This is a genomic window from Exiguobacterium sibiricum 7-3 (assembly GCF_000620865.1).
Taxonomy (GTDB): Bacteria; Bacillota; Bacilli; order Exiguobacteriales; family Exiguobacteriaceae; genus Exiguobacterium_A; species Exiguobacterium_A sibiricum_A.
Genome location: NZ_KK211190.1, coordinates 1728582 through 1745716 on the forward strand (window position 1 = coordinate 1728582; position 17135 = coordinate 1745716).

At 37.3% G+C, this 17135-nt stretch carries 20 protein-coding genes; 2 read left to right on the top strand and 18 right to left on the bottom strand.

Going from position 1 to position 17135, the window contains the following annotated elements; genetic code table 11:
- Positions 1–12 precede the first annotated feature (12 nt).
- The 11 genes from P402_RS0110005 to P402_RS0110055 all read right to left on the bottom strand — a co-directional run bounded on the left by P402_RS0110005 (position 13) and on the right by P402_RS0110055 (position 11763).
- On the bottom strand, positions 13–630 hold the full coding sequence (locus tag P402_RS0110005) for a hypothetical protein (RefSeq protein ID WP_026828553.1): 618 nt from the start codon (positions 628–630) through the stop codon (positions 13–15).
- A gap of 202 nt (positions 631–832) precedes the next feature.
- A complete protein-coding gene (locus tag P402_RS0110010) occupies positions 833–1267 on the bottom strand; it encodes a hypothetical protein (RefSeq protein ID WP_026828554.1) in 435 nt (144 codons plus the stop codon).
- Between the two features lie 23 nt (positions 1268–1290).
- Complete coding sequence (locus P402_RS0110015) at positions 1291–2058, bottom strand: hypothetical protein (RefSeq protein WP_026828555.1); 768 nt, start codon at positions 2056–2058, stop codon at positions 1291–1293.
- A gap of 156 nt (positions 2059–2214) precedes the next feature.
- Positions 2215–2694: a hypothetical protein gene (locus P402_RS0110020; RefSeq protein ID WP_026828556.1), complete on the bottom strand. Its 480-nt coding sequence runs from the start codon at positions 2692–2694 to the stop codon at positions 2215–2217.
- Positions 2695–2847: 153 nt separating this feature from the next.
- Positions 2848–3372, bottom strand: a complete 525-nt coding sequence (locus P402_RS0110025; RefSeq protein WP_026828557.1) for a hypothetical protein — start codon at positions 3370–3372, stop codon at positions 2848–2850.
- Between the two features lie 72 nt (positions 3373–3444).
- Positions 3445–4011, bottom strand: coding sequence for a hypothetical protein (locus P402_RS0110030; protein ID WP_026828558.1), 567 nt, complete (start codon positions 4009–4011; stop codon positions 3445–3447).
- A 29-nt stretch (positions 4012–4040) separates the two neighbouring features.
- The gene (locus P402_RS0110035) at positions 4041–4433 is read right to left on the bottom strand and encodes a DUF5412 family protein (protein ID WP_026828559.1); all 393 of its coding nucleotides are present in this window, start codon (positions 4431–4433) and stop codon (positions 4041–4043) included.
- Positions 4434–4906: 473 nt separating this feature from the next.
- Positions 4907–9463, bottom strand: a complete 4557-nt coding sequence (locus P402_RS0110040) for a hypothetical protein (RefSeq protein WP_026828560.1) — start codon at positions 9461–9463, stop codon at positions 4907–4909.
- Between the two features lie 213 nt (positions 9464–9676).
- A complete protein-coding gene (locus P402_RS16740) occupies positions 9677–10399 on the bottom strand; it encodes a DUF2750 domain-containing protein (RefSeq protein ID WP_051525148.1) in 723 nt (240 codons plus the stop codon).
- 153 nt (positions 10400–10552) lie between these two features.
- Complete coding sequence (locus tag P402_RS0110050; RefSeq protein WP_026828561.1) at positions 10553–11134, bottom strand: hypothetical protein; 582 nt, start codon at positions 11132–11134, stop codon at positions 10553–10555.
- A 59-nt stretch (positions 11135–11193) separates the two neighbouring features.
- A complete protein-coding gene (locus P402_RS0110055) occupies positions 11194–11763 on the bottom strand; it encodes a suppressor of fused domain protein (protein ID WP_026828562.1) in 570 nt (189 codons plus the stop codon).
- 203 nt (positions 11764–11966) lie between these two features.
- On the opposite strand from P402_RS0110055, the gene P402_RS0110060 reads away from it, so the two are divergent.
- Positions 11967–12494 (top strand): hypothetical protein, encoded by a 528-nt coding sequence (locus tag P402_RS0110060; protein ID WP_026828563.1) that lies wholly within the window; start codon positions 11967–11969, stop codon positions 12492–12494.
- Positions 12495–12554: 60 nt separating this feature from the next.
- Here P402_RS0110060 and P402_RS0110065 read toward each other — a convergent pair whose 3' ends face one another.
- From P402_RS0110065 to P402_RS16460, 6 genes are all read right to left on the bottom strand, one after another.
- Positions 12555–13142: a hypothetical protein gene (locus P402_RS0110065; protein WP_026828564.1), complete on the bottom strand. Its 588-nt coding sequence runs from the start codon at positions 13140–13142 to the stop codon at positions 12555–12557.
- 12 nt (positions 13143–13154) lie between these two features.
- The gene (locus tag P402_RS0110070; RefSeq protein WP_026828565.1) at positions 13155–14024 is read right to left on the bottom strand and encodes an SMI1/KNR4 family protein; all 870 of its coding nucleotides are present in this window, start codon (positions 14022–14024) and stop codon (positions 13155–13157) included.
- Between the two features lie 26 nt (positions 14025–14050).
- On the bottom strand, positions 14051–14326 hold the full coding sequence (locus tag P402_RS0110075; protein ID WP_026828566.1) for a hypothetical protein: 276 nt from the start codon (positions 14324–14326) through the stop codon (positions 14051–14053).
- Positions 14327–14372: 46 nt separating this feature from the next.
- Entirely contained in the window at positions 14373–14693 is a 321-nt protein-coding gene (locus P402_RS0110080; RefSeq protein WP_026828567.1) for a hypothetical protein, read from the bottom strand.
- A gap of 48 nt (positions 14694–14741) precedes the next feature.
- A complete protein-coding gene (locus P402_RS0110085; protein ID WP_026828568.1) occupies positions 14742–15425 on the bottom strand; it encodes a hypothetical protein in 684 nt (227 codons plus the stop codon).
- A 66-nt stretch (positions 15426–15491) separates the two neighbouring features.
- The gene (locus P402_RS16460; protein WP_026828569.1) at positions 15492–16088 is read right to left on the bottom strand and encodes a hypothetical protein; all 597 of its coding nucleotides are present in this window, start codon (positions 16086–16088) and stop codon (positions 15492–15494) included.
- A 231-nt stretch (positions 16089–16319) separates the two neighbouring features.
- Here P402_RS16460 and P402_RS0110095 point away from each other — a divergent pair, with 231 nt between their 5' ends.
- On the top strand, positions 16320–16541 hold the full coding sequence (locus tag P402_RS0110095) for a hypothetical protein (RefSeq protein ID WP_026828570.1): 222 nt from the start codon (positions 16320–16322) through the stop codon (positions 16539–16541).
- 196 nt (positions 16542–16737) lie between these two features.
- Here the strand turns inward: P402_RS0110095 and P402_RS0110100 are convergent, their stop codons facing one another.
- Positions 16738–17097, bottom strand: a complete 360-nt coding sequence (locus P402_RS0110100; protein WP_026828571.1) for a hypothetical protein — start codon at positions 17095–17097, stop codon at positions 16738–16740.
- Positions 17098–17135: the final 38 nt, after the last annotated feature.

Consider the following 17135-nt stretch of genomic DNA (forward strand, 5'->3'; position numbering starts at 1 on the left):
CAATCCATCTGCCTACTGTTCGATTTCATCTTCAGGAAAGAATGCTTCTATTTTTTCTAATGCATCGAAACATGCTTCGTTTGAGAAGATCAGGACATTCTCGAAATCAAATCCGATTTTCAAAAACGTCGTCGGTTCCGTCATATCGACCACTGGTACGAGTCTTTCTTTTTTGACGAACCACCGTCTTGTACTCCGCGTTTCAAATTTCAATAGATTCGTCAAAGAAATCAAATAGTAGCCATTGTAACTAGCCAATGAAAGTGACTTCTCTAGCACTTGAAGCAAGTCTTCTGGTTGATTTACTTCAATGATCATATAAGTCTCACGTTTATTAATCGAAGTCTGCATATAAAGTAACTTTCTTTGCTTAACCGTAGATATCACATCTTCTATTTTTGAATCAGTCAGTTCATGCAACCCAAAGGATAGATAGACGGGAAAACGATTCAAACGCGTGAATATTTGCGTTAAAACTTTCTCATCTGAGATGATTTCACCTTCATTCGAGTCTTCGTTATAATACTCGAATGAAAAAATGGTTTTCAATCGGTCCTGTCCTTTCATCACTACATGGTACTCTTTGATCGTTTTCGCGTGATCCGGTTTTTCTTCGATATAGATGTGCATGTTGCTTTTCTCACTTTCGCTGGACTGTCAGGAGTGTTTGCTAAACGGTAATGGATTACACATCTATGAACTTCACTTATGTTCGACAGTGAGACCTATCTATTTCGTTTAAGAGGTAGCTGCGATGAGACAATCTATCCCATTACAGACATCGTCTTTACGGGAAAGCGAGTCACTTGAATCATTATGTTAATCAGCAGTTTTAGTTCCCTCGGGTTTTTGTGATTAAGATATGAGTTCTTTCAGGAATCTCAATATCCTCCAATTGTTCAAGTTCTAAAGAGAGCGTCATACTTTTTTCTTTAGGATAGGACTCTTCTCCAAGCCAACATGTATATAGTTCAAAGGATTCCCCCTCGTCTAAGAACTCGTTCATGAGTGTAAACAAATAATGCAATTTTTCTTTTGACTTCACTGAAACAATGGAATCGAAAGGTTCTACGATTTCGATGCCCCAGTGACTTGAAATCTCATATACATACCATTTATGAAACTGTGAAGTTTTAACATGGTAGAGACAATTTTCATCTGCAAAACACCGCCCTATATAAAATGGAAGTGTTTCATCTTCGTCATCCAAATCTAGATACTTATCAGGTATCTGCCTATCCATACAAATATACGAAGCTAAGCTCATCTCTTTTTCCTCCTTCTTCTTTTTTATCTGTGTTGACCTGGATTTGCCTCTTCATCCTCTATCTTTCCAAAGTGCGCAATCTTTCCATTGGTACAGAAATGATCGAGCATACCAAACCGTCCATTTGCATCGCGTGTCACAATAAAGTTATACGGCATGCACAACATGAACTCTGTCATAAAGTTCTCGAGCGTTCGTCGAGAGGGCTTTGAGTAATTCGTTGGCAGGAATCCAGAAGTGATTTCTTTTCGGTTCAGCAAATGCAACAAACGATCTTCGAAGACGGCTTGCCAATTCGTATCGGTTAATGTCATCGCATGGATCGAGTCCTCATCATTTAAAACACCTCGGCCGCAAAAGACGACCTCAACCGGGAACGTCGCATATGGTAAGACAGCATCAAAAAAGTTTTCGTACTCTGTACCCGACTCGCCTAGTTCCTCATAGACGACACCATACATCGAGACACTATCGTTAGTGACACGAACGATTTCCTGCCCTTGTTTTTGAATGCTGAGAATCGTCTTCGACTCGTCTATCTTCATCTGCTCGATTTCGAGTTGATCTAGAAATGTCTTTAGTTGCGACGTTTCTGTCATAATGACATGTGATAAGACCGTCCAGTCCGATAAATCATAAGTATTGCGGTTCTGTTTCACCGGACGTTCCAACAACTTGACTTCAAAAGGATAGCTATGCTGAGTCACCTGAATTCGGACGAGCTCTTGCCAATCGTCATGCGGTAACAGTTCCCGGTAGACATCAATCCATTCACCACTCTGAAATTTCACTTTTGCCCCTCCTAACCCTTGGCTTACCTCATTCGTAACGATTTTTTCTTAATATGTTGCTATCCAAAAGTCCAATTTACCAATCGCATCGTTCGACTACTCAGGTCATACCGTTAAGTTCTTCCGTTGGATGATCGTTGTGATTTTTCTATCTATTCAATCCCACCTACAGGTCACGCTTTGGTCTACTTCAAGCCTTAGATGAATCAGGGTATTTGCGTTCAGATATGAAAGAGTCAGAGCCCGAGTTTCTCCACCCGTATAGGACAATTCGAAAACGACACCTTTCATCTCTTTTAGTAAAAAGAATGCCCAGTGAAGATTGTATTCACTCTCATACAAAAGATCCCACAATGCTTCATTAAAGGTCGTTTCGTTCACCACATACAACTTCATGAACTCATTTTCATCCAATAATGATAACGTTGAGAACACTTTTTCGTTTGGAATCCGCGGTTTTTGAATGATTAAGGAGTAATCTTCTGAGAGTTTCTCAAGCAGTTTCGTTTTACTGTCCGAAATATCCTCTTCCATCACGGATGAGGGCAGGTCATTGATCTTCAATGGGAGACCAAATTCATATTCAAACGGGTCGTCAAATTTCAAAAGTTCTTCATAGGAATACGTTGTTTTCATCGACATAGTCCTCTCTGCATTAGCTTGTCTTTTAAATCCTCTTTAACATCTTGTGATCAAGTTTTCGGATATAGATACTAAAACATCTCACCCTCCACTTGAATGGTTACTTCAACAAGTTTAGGTGAGACGCTTTCAATCGCTGGTATTGAATTATTCGAAGTCCTCTTCAAAATCTTCATGTTCCCCGATGACCAGCAAAATACCGGTGACCTGATCCACATCGCGTCGTACGCGAACCCTGTAGTGCCCGTCCCCCATCAACTGGACGGCAACACCAAACGGAAATAGAAAGATTTCCTCTTCCATCATCTCATCTGAGATGGCGATATAAAATGGATCAATCTCATCGTCGAACTCAAGCGTATTCCGAATTTCCCAATCAATGGCCTCGCGTTTGCCGTAATCCGCTGTATTCATGACGACGAGCTGTGAGGAATCCACCACTGCATAACCTTCAAGAATGTCAAAGTCATCCGCTGCAATATCTGCGTGATCATCAATCGTCAAGTACACTAAATTAATTTCCGGCTGATCATCTTCGTTATACCAGACCGTCCATGTCGAATCGGGAACAACCGGAATCGTGATATTAAATTCCGAATCCGGCGCGAGAAAAGCTGGATCTGAGACGATCATATTGCCTTTCTGATTATGAAAAGTACCTAGTTTTTTCATTTTCACATCTCTCCTTTTCTTCTAAGAAAAAATAATTTTTCTATTAATTATTTTTCGTTTGAATGATTACTTTTACGATTCAACCCTTTTCCTTTTGACAGTCATGTAGCTCCACAGGAACACGCCCGTTACGAGTAACAGACCGGCGTCTAGATATTTTATGTCTGGTGCCTGTCTGTGGCTAATATTAATCAGGAAATAACTGATAAAGCACATCGCTTTGACCCAAAGCGGCAGCATTTTTCCGCTCGTCGACATGATGAGGAAGGGAACTGCAAGGATGACCATCACGTACGGAGATAAAGTCCAGGGTGTTACGAGCGGAATCAATCCCACTCCGAAAAGTACATACGCAAACCATGTCGCCCTCTTGTGAAACGTCAACTGTTCTTCTTGACTTGGCACCGGCTCCGGTGTGATTTCCTGTTGATACCCGTCTGCCTGCTTCTCGGCAATCAGTTCCTTCACTCGACGTCGGGCTTGAAAACGAAACGTAAACCGTTCTTCCGTTTTTTCATCGATATCTTCATCGAGCATCCATGGTTCATTGACTCCAAAAAATACCTGAACCGTCCGGCCGTCGCGATAAATGGTCCAGAAATATATCAAGCTGCCGATTTGCTTTCTAAGTATGATCATCAGGATATTTCATCTTCCCTTCACGAACTCTATTTTGCTGGATAAATCGGTTGATCCAATCTGAAATCATACACCTCGGTCCAGATGTTTAAGCGGGTGTCATTAATAATGACAACGTCCCGTCGCCATTTCACACTTACCTCTCTACACGGATATTCCCAGTAGACACGCCGCTGTTCTTTTGTTTTTTGATCTTCCATGATGCCGAGCATCGCAAATCCCGTCGTCGCCCCGCCGCTCGAAAGGTAAAACCGTAACGTATACCGCTCGTCCGGAGAAGTGACCGTCTTGTATAGATCGCCTCGCGGTACGTATTTGATATCTACGGCGAAGAACGAGATGTAGATTTGCCAGGCCAAATATCCCGCCAGCAGTATGCCAAGTAGACTGGCGATGATTCTAAATTTTTTCCACACGTTCATTTCCTCTTTTCTTGCTTTTTACCATGACGCACCGATCCAGTACAGTAGAAGAAAGCCGCCGGCAAAGCACAGATAACCGTACTGTTTGACGGATAAGGAACAAAGGAGAAACATCACGACCAATCCAATGATTGAATCGGTTCCGTTACGCTCTCATTTCAACTACGTCTCGTTTGAACAGTCTACTTCATAAAAAAACCACTTTTCCGCCCGTCCGGCCGAAAAAGTGGTTAGACTATTACAACAGAATCAAAAGTTACTATAATATTTATATATTTAATATTAATTGAGTAGTATTGTATTTAAAAAAATCTTTCTTATCAAACCAATTGTAAAAAAACATTTATTACTTTTTACAAGCAACTTTTCAAAGGTAAAATAAAACATTTTGTTTTTTGAAATTTAAAATGATTTATCATTCATCTACTTTTTAATAGTAATCTTTCTTAGTTAATTAGTTTATTAAAACTTTCTTACCTGTTCATTATTTTCCCACTTAATTCCCTTATTGATCCAATTCTAAATTCAAACATTTTATCCCATAATTCTAAACTTTTAGAAGCAGTATTACTTAATTTTGAATTTTGATTACTCTCGTCAAATAAACCAATAATCAGTTTAGAAAGTTCTTCTTCAACCCCCCACTTATTTTTACTATTGTGTTTGAAATCCTCGATTACTCTATTACATAAATTCAAGATTACTTCACTATATGCAGTTAAAGACTTATTTTCTTCTTCTAAATATTTAACAAATGAATACATAATTTGTTGACTTAAATTTGATTTCATAATTAAATTTAAGAAATCAAAATCACGACTTAACTTTAAAGATTTTTTATAAAACAATTTAGAAAAGACGTTTTCTAACTCATAATCAACATCCAACGAAACTGACAAAATTTCTTTACACTTTTGATTATATTCATCATATTCAAAATAAATTATGATCATTTCTAAAAATGACTGAATCTGCTTTTCAGTAAAATTTTGTAAGTTTTTCACTTCATGATTGAACTCGTTATTATTTAAATACATTTCTGCGACTGAATATGAACCAATCTTTATTAAATCATTATCCGAAGAATGAAAACATTTTAATATTGTCTCTAACACTAATTTTGGATTCGAAGTATATGCGTGGAATAATACATCACGAGTATTAATATTTCCAGCTACTCTGAAGTCATCTTCGTATAATTTTATAATTTTTTCTGTCGCAAACTCGTTATCAATATTTATTACTGATCTTAAAGTAGATACACTGGCTAACTTAACTGCAGTACTAGGATGATTTACAAGGCTATTAATCGAGGATTTAAATAATGGATAATAATCAGGCTTATACCATATTAAACTTTCAATAGCTCTAGCAGCACAACATTCAGCACAATTCAAAGAATTTGTATACAATGTATCAAAACTCAGTAGATTTTCATCTTCTTTATTACTGGTCATATGGTCATCTATTAAAAAAACATTGGAACTAGTAGCTATACTTATCAACGTATTCAGAATGCTATCAGACCACTTTATATCTTTATTGTTTTGAATAATACGGCAAATGTTTTGTGCCCTAAATGAATTTATATTATCCGAGAATCTTTCTATCAATTTTATTAATAACTCATTAGGTAAATCTGTAAGATCGATGAATGCTAAACTGCTATACATAGCATCAATAAACTCTTTTTCGATTTTATTCTTATTGTTGAGTACAATTTTTATCATTTCTAGAGGATTTTTGCTTACTTCTTGAGAAAAACTACTTGCAAACTGCTGAATTGACCCTTCAATAATACCTCCACTAACAGATATCCACTTATTTTTTGTATCAAAATCTTCTTTTTTCTTGCTTATAATATTACTCCAACTAATAAGTGACAATTCTTTTCCATCTATTGGTGACTTAACAAAACCACTAGTACTCAATGCATAATTGTAGCGATTGCTTTTACCTTTAAATTTCCTTTGTAAAACATTCAATAATTCAATAGATTCATTTGTTAGTCTTTCAATCGGTAAAATAGAAAGGAGTTCTATTTGTAAGTCACCCCAAAAACTCCAGTAAACTTTTTCATCGGTATTTTTATTTTTATTTTTATTAAATTTGTATCTGTATTTGATGTATTCTTTAGCTCCATTAGGCATATATTTCAAAATTTTATTTTCTAACTTAGTGAATATTTGATTACTGCAAGTATGTGAATGATTTATCAAACATTTTTTTACTAAAGATAATACATTTTTACTGCCATCAGATTTAATAAATATTCTGTTCTCAAAATTTTCACATATAAACTCTATAACATAATCACTGTATTCATTATTTAAACTATCTAATCCTTCTATAATTAATTCATTGATTACATCATTCGAATTTTTAGATAAATCTAATAATATATTTTTAAAACTCTCTGGATCTTTAAAAATTATCGAGTTAATTGATTTTTTTAAAATTATAACAATCGTTCTTTCCAAGCTGTTTTTATAGTGTACTGCTGACCATTCACTAAAATCGTTTACCTCATTAGTATCGGATGGTATAAATTTGGATAATGATTTATATACATACTCACCATCATTAATAATAAAATTTTTATCTTCCAAAAAGATTTTTTTTTCTAAAAATTCATTTTGATCATCTTTGTCATTTAACTTTTTTTCTATCAAAAATTCAATATACTTAATTGTTCTGTATTCATTATTCTTTAAGCTTTCGTTAACATCTAAATAATGATGACTTAAGTGTGGATTTTCTTTATAAAATAATATTCTTAGATCAAACAGTTCATTTGAATCTTGATGAAAATCACGAGAAAAGATTTTTTTGAAATCATTAGAATGTTTTTTGTCTTCTAAAAAATATTGTTTGATTAAATTAATATCTTCTAAGTCATATTTTGGTTTTATACTGCTTATTAAATTTATAGCATTCTTTTCCTCTTTTTCAGAACCTAACCATTTTTCAATAATTCCATTATTTAAAAGTAGTTTATAATACACTTGCTTTGAATAAATAACATTTTGTAAAAGATGATCTTTCCATTTAACGTCTTCGCAATACGACAAAATAAATTTATTTATATTGGGATCTAAAACATCAATATCTCTTAAAATTTCTAAAAATACATATTTATTAAAATATCTAATATCCGAGCCATTAAGAAGTTGTATACCTGCTTTAATGAAATCTTTGCTTTCCAACTCTAAAAGATACTGCATCGCCATTTGAAGTTGATATCGTTTTCCCGGAGTTTGCATTTCTTTACTGCCTAAGATTTCGTTTATTGGTATGCCATCAAAATATTTATCTAGCATTTTCTCAGATAATAAATAATCTAATATAGATTGATGAGAAAATGATATTTTTTCTTCAGAAATATTAATAAAACCATTCGAATGTAGAAAATCAATCTCTTCTTTATTGCCTCTAAAAGATCTTTTGGGAACGTATATTCTTTCTAAATCTATAAACTTATTTATTAGCTCCACTTTAAAATTATCAAGTTCTTTTTGAGCATGTCCTTGTATAGAATAATTAGCCAAAAGTTGATCCCACCATTTTTCTATCAAATGGTTTGTGGAAAGACATTCATTATGAGTTTTACTTATATCTAATTGACACCAAATAAGCAAATTACTCGAAATTTTCAACATTTTTTTTAATTTTGGAGTCAGAATTTTGTATCTATCACCAATGATTCTTTCTACTTCACTATCTTCTAATTCATTAATTTTAATTTTTTTCCATTTAGTAAAACTTTGTGAATCGGTCTCTTCTTTAAATAAATTACGAATATTATTGTCGCTTTCTAAATCTATTGTTCTACAAACCATCACTATAGATATTTTGTTCTCTCTTTCACTGTTCAAATAATTGATTTGTTGAATTATTTCTGAACAAACTAACAGTGCATTCCTCGAATGTGCCAATGTCCACCTTAATGCATCTAATTGATCTAATATTAGTACTGCTTTCTCATTTTTAGATATACTGTGTAAACAATTAACTATAGAGTCAGGCAGACCGAGTTCTTCTCCCCATTTTTTTGCATTGTAGTTTGGTATACGTTTATCTAGTTTTATAGCTAAATAAGGAATTGCTTTTAAATCGCAATATTTTATTATAGCTTCAGTAGTGCCACTTTTCCCGATGCCAGCTTTTCCGTGTATAATAAACGATTCATTTTTTTCAATGAAGTTATAAGCTTCTTCGTATTGTTTCCGCTCTAAAAATACTTTGTTAAGTAATTGGAAATCATTTTTAAATTCCCAGTTGAGACGCTCAATTTTGGGTAAAATTCTTGTATCAAAAGATAGATTTTTTAACCGTAAGTTATTTTTTTTTATGTGATTACGAATTAATCCTAAATTTATTTGTTTACCTAAAATATCTCCATCAACAACTAAAGAAATTAAATTATCATATATTTCTTTTTCATTTCCATAAAATAAATATGAAATTTTTTGAAAAATCATCTCTTTTAAATATGAATCTGGGACCTGGTGAAATGATACTCTTTTCAAATAATAAATTGATTTTTGAATATCTTTGTCTTCTTTAATATTTAGTCCCATTTTCGCGCAAAAATTACTGTAAAAATTCTGAAATTTTTTGTTTGACTTCTTTACTTGATACTCATAAAAATCTCTTGGATTTTCATTAGAATTTTTTACTCTTTTAATAATGTCTTCTAAATCCTGAAATGCCAATGGAGTTACTAATGATACATGGTTTTTTGAATCTCTATCTAAATGTTTTTTCCAGTTTTCAAAGATACTTTTAGCATTTGCTGTTCCAAAGTTCCAACTATCTTCGCCACCGTTTCTACCTTTGCACTGTTGTCCTTCTTTGCTGCCATCTTTATTTCCAATCCAAACATCTATTCCTTGTTCATCTTCTCCTATTGCTTCTATTACTAAATAGTCTATTTTTTCTTCTATTACTTCTATTATTTTATAAATAGAGTATTTTATTTCATAACGATTACCCTCTTTATCTGATCTTCCTCCTATTTCATAAGGCATTTTCTTCTCACTCCTTAATGACAATGCAATGTATACTAATTTTCATTCTATATAAATCTAGAAGATGGTGATTTCAGTCAGTTTTCAATATTAATATTTAATCAACCTTCACTTGTTAATTGAAACAGGAAAATAGTTTTTTACTAAGTGATACCACATAAATTTTCAATTTCTCGTATAATACCTAATAACTTTTAAAAAATCTACTTCGGATTATAATTCAAGTTCAGCGAGCACATTTTCCGAATCTAGCTCGAGCCCCTGTAAACTGGCATCCCAGTTTAGTCCGCAGTACAAACCGTCTTGAATCATGTTCGGCAACCAGCCGTCTGTAAAGACATCAAGATCGAGACGAATCAAATGATAATTCTCCCATCCGTCTGTCTGACAGGCACGTGCGCCTTCTTCCGTCGAGAAAAACAGCAACACATCCGTTTCCTCTTGATTTGACGGACAATAAGCCCAGCCCGACTGCTTCAATTTCGATAACCCGTAGACAGCTTCTGTCTCGAGCACGGTTTCAAAGAATTCATCTGCTTGCATGGCACTGTTTAATAGTTGTTGCTCTTGTTCCATAAAGGCTGCAAGCGTCGGGGCAACCGGGAACAACTCCTGTTCCTCGTGATCCCACTGGACGATGGTTTCTGCGTCCGGCAAGAGATAACCGAGCTCGTCCCCGGAACCGTCGGCAGCAATCCGGAAAAAGCCGTCCGGATAGTCTTCTGTATCCGTTGAGTTCACACGGACGATGTCTTCCCATGTCCGCTTGATGTACTGTTCGTCCTTGATCGGATGTAATTGCCACTCACCGGCTTCGAACTTGTTTTCCTTTTTAAAGTACGCCCGCAACTCAGCCGGCAACGAAAATCCGAGTTCTGCCTCGACTTCCTGCAACCGTTCTTCTGTAATGCCTGGTAACCCAATCTGATGTTCCATTTCCACTACTCCTTTATGTATAATTTCGTTTCTTCCATTTTCATATATTCAAGCGGACTTTCAAATTTTTATCTGTATCCGATTAATCAGCTAACAATTCACTTCAGTTCTATTCTCTCCAAAGCTTTTGTGAATCATTTCGCTTTTTTGCATCTATCTCTTTCGTACTTGCCGATACAGCGGAATGATCCGTTCCCTTGTTCCGATGACATCCACACCTTCTCCATCCGGTCCGACCGCAACGAGGGCGTATGAGACATCGATTCCCGGAAAGTCTTCTGTGGCTGATAACACATCTGTTCCGTCCGTCATCACGGAATAGAGATAATTTTTCTGACCGTGACATCCACACGCGTATAGAAATGGAATCATTTCCCGCAACGTTTTTTCCTGATCAACGATAAGCCGTATGTTAGTCTCACGCGAAGCTTCTTCTCCATCAATGAGCTTTGTTACGTCATTGCTTGACGTCTGATACGGTATGTTGAAGGATTCGAGAACCTCAATCGTTTCCTCCATCGAAAAATCAAATACATCAAAGACCATGCAAATCGGGAACGCATTCGTTTGTCTAAGTAACCACACTGCATCCTCACTGGCGACTGTTCCGATTGATTGGTTGATTGCAAATCCCCACTCAAAATAAATATTGAGATGTTCATACTGCTGAAAACGTTCATCTTTCGGTAAATCAATTGATTGATAATCAATCTGTTTGTAATGATCGACTAGCATGTTGCTTTCTCCCTCTCTTCAGCAACGTATGATTGCTTTCCGTTCTATGGATATGACCCTCAAATCAATGGCTGACGTGTTAAGTCAAGCAGTTCCCCCTCTGTTGCATCAATAATTTCGTCGAAAGCGTCCACACCGTGTTGCTCAAGATAATCCGCTTCTGATTCGAAAATTGGAACAAACCAGACCGGCAAAACGTGTTCCGGCTCATCAAACTCGGTGTCCCCACGATGGATGAAAAAGCTCTCGTCAAAATAAAACGGTGCCGTTACATAGACTCCTGCAAATCCGTATTGTCCGAACACTGTCTTAGGCATACTGTAAAATTCGCCCAATTCAAATGTCTGTCCAGTTTCCAGAGCATGGGTCGTCAGACGCCATAGCAATTCGATGACATCTTCCTCCGCTTCCGGCTGCTTGACCGACATCATCAGTTCCTGATGATAAAATCGCTCCTCTTCAAATTGAAGCGGTCGCCACAGTAATCCGAGTGTTGTCGCCGTATAGGTATTATCGATAGGTGCGTTCTCAAACTTCAGGAATTGAATGTTTTCTTCCATCATATCTTCTAGTTCTAAACTTCCTTTAATCTCACCACAGTGTTTTTCCAAATGCTCAATATAATTCATATGTCCTCCCGTTTTCTTTCTTCACAGCCCAAACAAGGCCCAAAAGAAATTCCATTTATACTTCGTATTATATAATCAGATAACATTATTGGGAATTTTTATTTTAATTGTTAACTCTCGTTTTTTCATTTCGATTTATGTGCATATTCCAAATAATTGGTATAATCACTGTGATATTAAACGAACGTGAAAGGAACGTGTCCATGAAAAAATTATTAATGGGTTCACTGATTGCCGCGACCGCATTAGCAGGTTGTGGTGTAGACGCATCAACACAAGTTAAAGATACTTCCTATGATGGAACATACTTAAAAATCGGTGTGATTGGAGAACAGCCTGATCTGCAAGAGAAAAATGTAAAGTTTTCAACACTCTCATTTGAAGAACTAGAGGACACGAACCAGATTTCCTCAAAGTTTGATGCGGTGTTCATCACAAAAGATAAACTAAAACAAGCAGATGAAGAAAAGTACGTGAAGGTGTACCGGAAACTTGATGTTCCGACCTTCTTCTTAGGGACAACAAAGGGGTTTCTCCCCTTCGTGTTTGAAGATTTAACGTATGCCAATGCGAGCGAACTGGAGCATTCCTATGCATCCGGTTATCTGCAAGGGAAAAAAGATCGCTATCGCTACTGGGAATATGAATTAAACAACGATCAAAAGAACGATCAAATTATCAAAGATGTTTATTCACAGATTTTCAAGACGGTTGCAGAAGTGAAAGAATAACAAAAGGAGTGTAACCGGGTCTGTTCCATCGCCCGTTTGCACTCCTTTTACCATATCCGCTCATTCAACATCCTCGATTTCAATCGTCTCGTGTTGATAAGGATGATCTGAAAAATTCGCAACAAAGTCAAATCCATTGCCATCATGATTCACCCATAGGAAGAAACAATTCCGCTCGTCATCCGAAAAGTTCAACCTGAACTTTTTAAAATAAAAGTCATTTTTTGTCTCATCGATTTCAATCGTCTTCTCGCTTGAAAACAATACACTCTCGTTATTGTATGCATCTTGATAAGCTTTAGGGAAGTAATGAAGAAATGCTTTTTCTGAAGTGATGGTCAATCGATGATAAATATTCCCCCGGTCAAATCTTGTGCTGCTGTCAGTGTAGTGTGAAATGCTGATCTTGCCCGAACCACTCATACTGTGAACGTACAGTGGATAATGATTCAACTCCAGTAAAAATTCTCGAATGTTCTTGCTGTAAAGAGCCATGCCATCCTGCCACGACTCTTCCAACAGCTGATCCATGTCGACATCTGCGTATTCTTCACCATCCTCATGACAGTGAAAACGAATTTCCCCTTTGTTCTCGGACGTAAAGATAAAAGCAGTTCCTTCACCGACCAACATACTATCCAATTCCATTATCCAACTCCTTCATTCGTCATCTGCGAAGTCAATTCTTACGCCGACGATTTGCCTCGAGACATCATACTGTATGTCAACATCATACAGTCCATCTCCAAAACCTGACGTCGAGACAGCTCCAAACGAGACGATGCCGGCCTGGTCGTCGGACGAAACAATTGTTTCAAATTCCATTGCTTGATTCTGACGATAAGCTGTTCGATCGAAGATACCGACCAGTGCCGAGTCCACGACGACCAGTTTTTCCTGCCGGCGCCATTTGCCGCTCCGCTTTTTATCCCCTTCAAAAACAAGCAGCTGCTTAACCCACTCGTCTTCCGTGTAAATGATAGCTGCGGTCCAACTTCCTGATTTCACATTCGACAAAATCAGCTGTAAATCGGTGTCTTCTTCTAGTCCGTAATAAGGATCCGTCACAATTAGCTCGTTGCCTTCTACCATGAAACGACCAATTCGGTAGGTCTGATTCGTTTTTCGTTTCGGGACATGCCAGTCGACGAACTGTTCCAAAGAAGACGACGGATATTTTGCAATTCCCGTTTTTTCGTTCCATCTAAAGACGAGTTCCTGCAGGAAACGTTTTCGAATCCGGTAACACAGCTTGTCCCCGGTCAGATTTTCACCGATACAGATCAAGTCATCGGCTAAACCAGCCGGACGCTTCTCATTGTGACGAACGAGATCGATCGAAACTGTTCGTTTGGTTGGTATAGGACACAGGGTCCATTCGCCAAACTGTGCACCGTTCGTCTGTAAAAAAAGGTCTTTGTACTCATCTGGAAACAAAACACCTAAGGCATGTTCCGCTTTTTTCAGGTCAACGGCTGATACCCCGGGCATTTTTGAATCGGGATGGAGGCGTTTAATGAGTTTGCTCACGATATCATCGCTCTTGTCCATGTTGTTTAGACGACTTCAGGCAACCAAATAATTAATACAAGTGCCAGCACCGTTTTCGAAAATTGTTTTTTCTCCAGAAACCATGGCAGTAACACCAGCCCGATTAGCGTCATGGTAAGCAACACCAGTCCTAGATTAAAGTAATGCGTTCCCGCTGCTAACGGAATACTCATAATCCGAAAATCTGCATTCGGAAAATAACCGAGTCGGGTAAAAAGTATGTTTCCAAATACGCCGCCTACCATCAACAGAATGGAGATGATCAACATTTTTTTCTTCAATATGAACAGCTCCTATTTAATGTCTATGTATGACTTCTATCATATGTCATCCTAAAATCATTCCGAACACCAAAACGACTAAGGCCATCGTCAGCGACCAGACGATTGTTTTCCTATCGCTCCCTTCAATTCGTACATACCAGAGCGGAAAGATATTCATGACTAACAAGCCAAAGGACCGGTACAGCTTTTCCTCTGCAGCATCCCACCCAAGCAACGCAGTCACACTCACCAGGACCAACAACAAAACGGTCACGCTGATACTGATTGTCCGGACACGACTGCCCGGTTGCAACCGATTAAACAGAAAAGCCACGACCGTTCCGATACAGGTAGCTATACACAGATAATACAAAACGTGCTCCACTCTCATTCCTCCATGTTCAGTTTCAACCTTCTTTTACGTGTACCAGGATTAATCGGTTTCGTCATCTAGTAACCAGTCGTCATTGATTTGCGAAATGACGGTCCCTTTCGGAAATCGGGTCACCAGGTGTTCGATTGGTATATAGCTTTCATCGTTTGATAGCAGGTAAAAACCGTTGCCATCGTGGGCAATCTTAAAACAGGTCATGTTTGGATGCATGGTCAGCACACCAATCGGGCGAATCAGTTTCAATCGCCACCATTTTGTCTCCCCCAACTTAAATGACAGGTTATCTGAGTACGAGACGGTATATAACAGATTTTCCGATGCCAGCCAGTAGGTTTTGTTCAGGACAAGACGCAGTTCTTCCGCATTTTGAACGGTAATCGTATAACACGGATGGTATTCCTTATAACGGACTTTCACCTCTCCACTTCGAAACTGTGTATCTAAATCCAATACCACATATGAAAGCTTATTTTGCTTGAAAAACGCGTCATGTTCTTCATGTAATCCATACTCATCCACGAAACTGATATAGAGTGGAAACACCTGTTGATGGATTAAGAATTCGATTAAAAACTCTTTGTTTTCATCTGCTCCGTCTTTTTCAATTCGGCTTACATCAATGAAATAAGCTGTCTTCAACTCTCCACCCATTTCAAACGGGTATCCTAAGTTCATCGCATCCTTTTCGATAATCTTTTCTTCCATAATCATGATTTCTGCCATTTTGTTCTCCTTACTGAGACACAGCTTTTTTATTCTCTAAAGTGCAAATGATGCAGAAGACGAAATTTAAATGTCTTTTTCTTGATCCTCTGTATGTAATATCTCATCTTCTATTATTTCATCGTTGATTTGCGTAACGACCATCTGGTCCGGCAAACTGGCGATCATGCCAGCAAGAGAAGCATACTGCGTATCCCGACTGAGGATACAAAATCCTAACCCGTCATAATCAGTGGTGATGTAGGTCTTTGAAGCATTAAAATCAAATACAGCGATGGATCGTCTTCTTTTGACTCCCCATTCTAAGAAATCTCCCCATTCAAACGTTAAAGAATCTGAATGACTGATGCAGTAGAATACATTTTCAGATGCGAGCCAGTACGTTTTGTTTAATACAAGCCGCAAGTCAGCAATATTTTGGATTTTTGCCGTAATACAAGAATAATAGTTGTACCGTTTATACCCGTAAGATTTCAAGTTGCCGCCACAGTCGTCAACCGTATAGTCAATCTGATGTTGTTGAAAAAAGGTCGTAAAGTCTTCAGACAGTTCATACTCGTCGACAAAATGCACATACAACGGGAAGACCGCTTGATGTGTTAAGAATGCCATTAAAAATTCTCGACCTTCTTCGACGTGTCCTTCTCCGCTTAAACGATGCACAACAGGTAAACCTCCATCAAACCGATGGGGATGCACTAAATCTTCTATGAAATTTGTGGTAACAGGTTCTTCTATAATCAGGACTTTTGTCATTTTATGCTCCTTACCGGAAAATAATGTTGTGCTACCTATAAAGAATAACGGAACATGTCTAAGGTTTCCATTTTTTCTAATATAAAGTCTATTCTTTGATATACTACATGATAGATTCACCTTGAAAGGATGAGCTTGATGTGGAAAGCACTATTATTCTTTTCTGTATGGATCGGCATTACCATTCCGATTCTTCTGTCTATCGTGTTCACGATCTTTAAACCGCTTGTTTTAGCAGATGATACCGGTATCAGTATGATTGTCATCGCAGCTATCGTTTCAGTATGTAATATTTATATCGCAACACGTATTTGGAATCGAATCGAAGAGAAAATGTACAAACGAAAGACTTTCATGTGAAAAACGCAGATCCTCCTGTTCACGGAAGAACAGAGCATCTGCGTTTTTTCATTCACACCTGGAAGCGGGCTATAGACATCATCTATATCAAATCTGGCAAGACAAAGAAATCCTTTTCACAATTATTGCACCGAATGAATACGCTGTAACGGCAGCTTAGTTAGGGTATTTTTTAGTTTCTCATATGTATTAACACTTAAACTTTCTCCAAAGGTATTAATAATGAAGTGGTCAGCTCTTCGCTTTCTATAACGATTGCAGTCAACCCCGTATCTGTTTTGGTTTCGTGCCATTCATCTTTATCCCAGAACACTGCTTCGCCACTGTGAACTTTGATGTATTCATCGGTTTCACCTCTAACCCAACCTTCTCCGTGAACAACTAAAAGAAGTTGAGGAACAACAGCTGGATGATAACCAATTAACCCACCCTCATCTAAATGCACACATCCTATATGTGCTACTTTGTCTGTCTGTGTAATACGTGACATCACAAAATCTGAGTCGAACTTTGTGATTTTCTTACCCACTTCTTTTTTAAATTGATAGATTTCCATATAATCCTCCCCTGACCAACCGTTTTTGAATACGACCG

What these genes read in the sequence shown, in the direction of transcription:
- P402_RS0110010 (WP_026828554.1), bottom strand. Translation starts at nt 1,267, where the DNA reads ATGAGCTTAGCTTCGTATATTTGTATGGATAGGCAGATACCTGATAAG.
- P402_RS0110060 (WP_026828563.1), top strand. Translation starts at nt 11,967, where the DNA reads ATGAAAAAATTATTAATGGGTTCACTGATTGCCGCGACCGCATTAGCA.
- P402_RS0110100 (WP_026828571.1), bottom strand. Translation starts at nt 17,097, where the DNA reads ATGGAAATCTATCAATTTAAAAAAGAAGTGGGTAAGAAAATCACAAAG.
- P402_RS0110050 (WP_026828561.1), bottom strand. Translation starts at nt 11,134, where the DNA reads ATGCTAGTCGATCATTACAAACAGATTGATTATCAATCAATTGATTTA.
- P402_RS0110005 (WP_026828553.1), bottom strand. Translation starts at nt 630, where the DNA reads ATGCACATCTATATCGAAGAAAAACCGGATCACGCGAAAACGATCAAA.
- P402_RS0110035 (WP_026828559.1), bottom strand. Translation starts at nt 4,433, where the DNA reads ATGAACGTGTGGAAAAAATTTAGAATCATCGCCAGTCTACTTGGCATA.
- P402_RS16740 (WP_051525148.1), bottom strand. Translation starts at nt 10,399, where the DNA reads ATGGAACATCAGATTGGGTTACCAGGCATTACAGAAGAACGGTTGCAG.
- P402_RS0110085 (WP_026828568.1), bottom strand. Translation starts at nt 15,425, where the DNA reads ATGGCAGAAATCATGATTATGGAAGAAAAGATTATCGAAAAGGATGCG.
- P402_RS0110025 (WP_026828557.1), bottom strand. Translation starts at nt 3,372, where the DNA reads ATGAAAAAACTAGGTACTTTTCATAATCAGAAAGGCAATATGATCGTC.
- P402_RS0110055 (WP_026828562.1), bottom strand. Translation starts at nt 11,763, where the DNA reads ATGAATTATATTGAGCATTTGGAAAAACACTGTGGTGAGATTAAAGGA.
- P402_RS0110065 (WP_026828564.1), bottom strand. Translation starts at nt 13,142, where the DNA reads ATGGAATTGGATAGTATGTTGGTCGGTGAAGGAACTGCTTTTATCTTT.
- P402_RS0110095 (WP_026828570.1), top strand. Translation starts at nt 16,320, where the DNA reads ATGTGGAAAGCACTATTATTCTTTTCTGTATGGATCGGCATTACCATT.
- P402_RS0110040 (WP_026828560.1), bottom strand. Translation starts at nt 9,463, where the DNA reads ATGCCTTATGAAATAGGAGGAAGATCAGATAAAGAGGGTAATCGTTAT.
- P402_RS0110030 (WP_026828558.1), bottom strand. Translation starts at nt 4,011, where the DNA reads ATGATCATACTTAGAAAGCAAATCGGCAGCTTGATATATTTCTGGACC.
- P402_RS0110020 (WP_026828556.1), bottom strand. Translation starts at nt 2,694, where the DNA reads ATGAAAACAACGTATTCCTATGAAGAACTTTTGAAATTTGACGACCCG.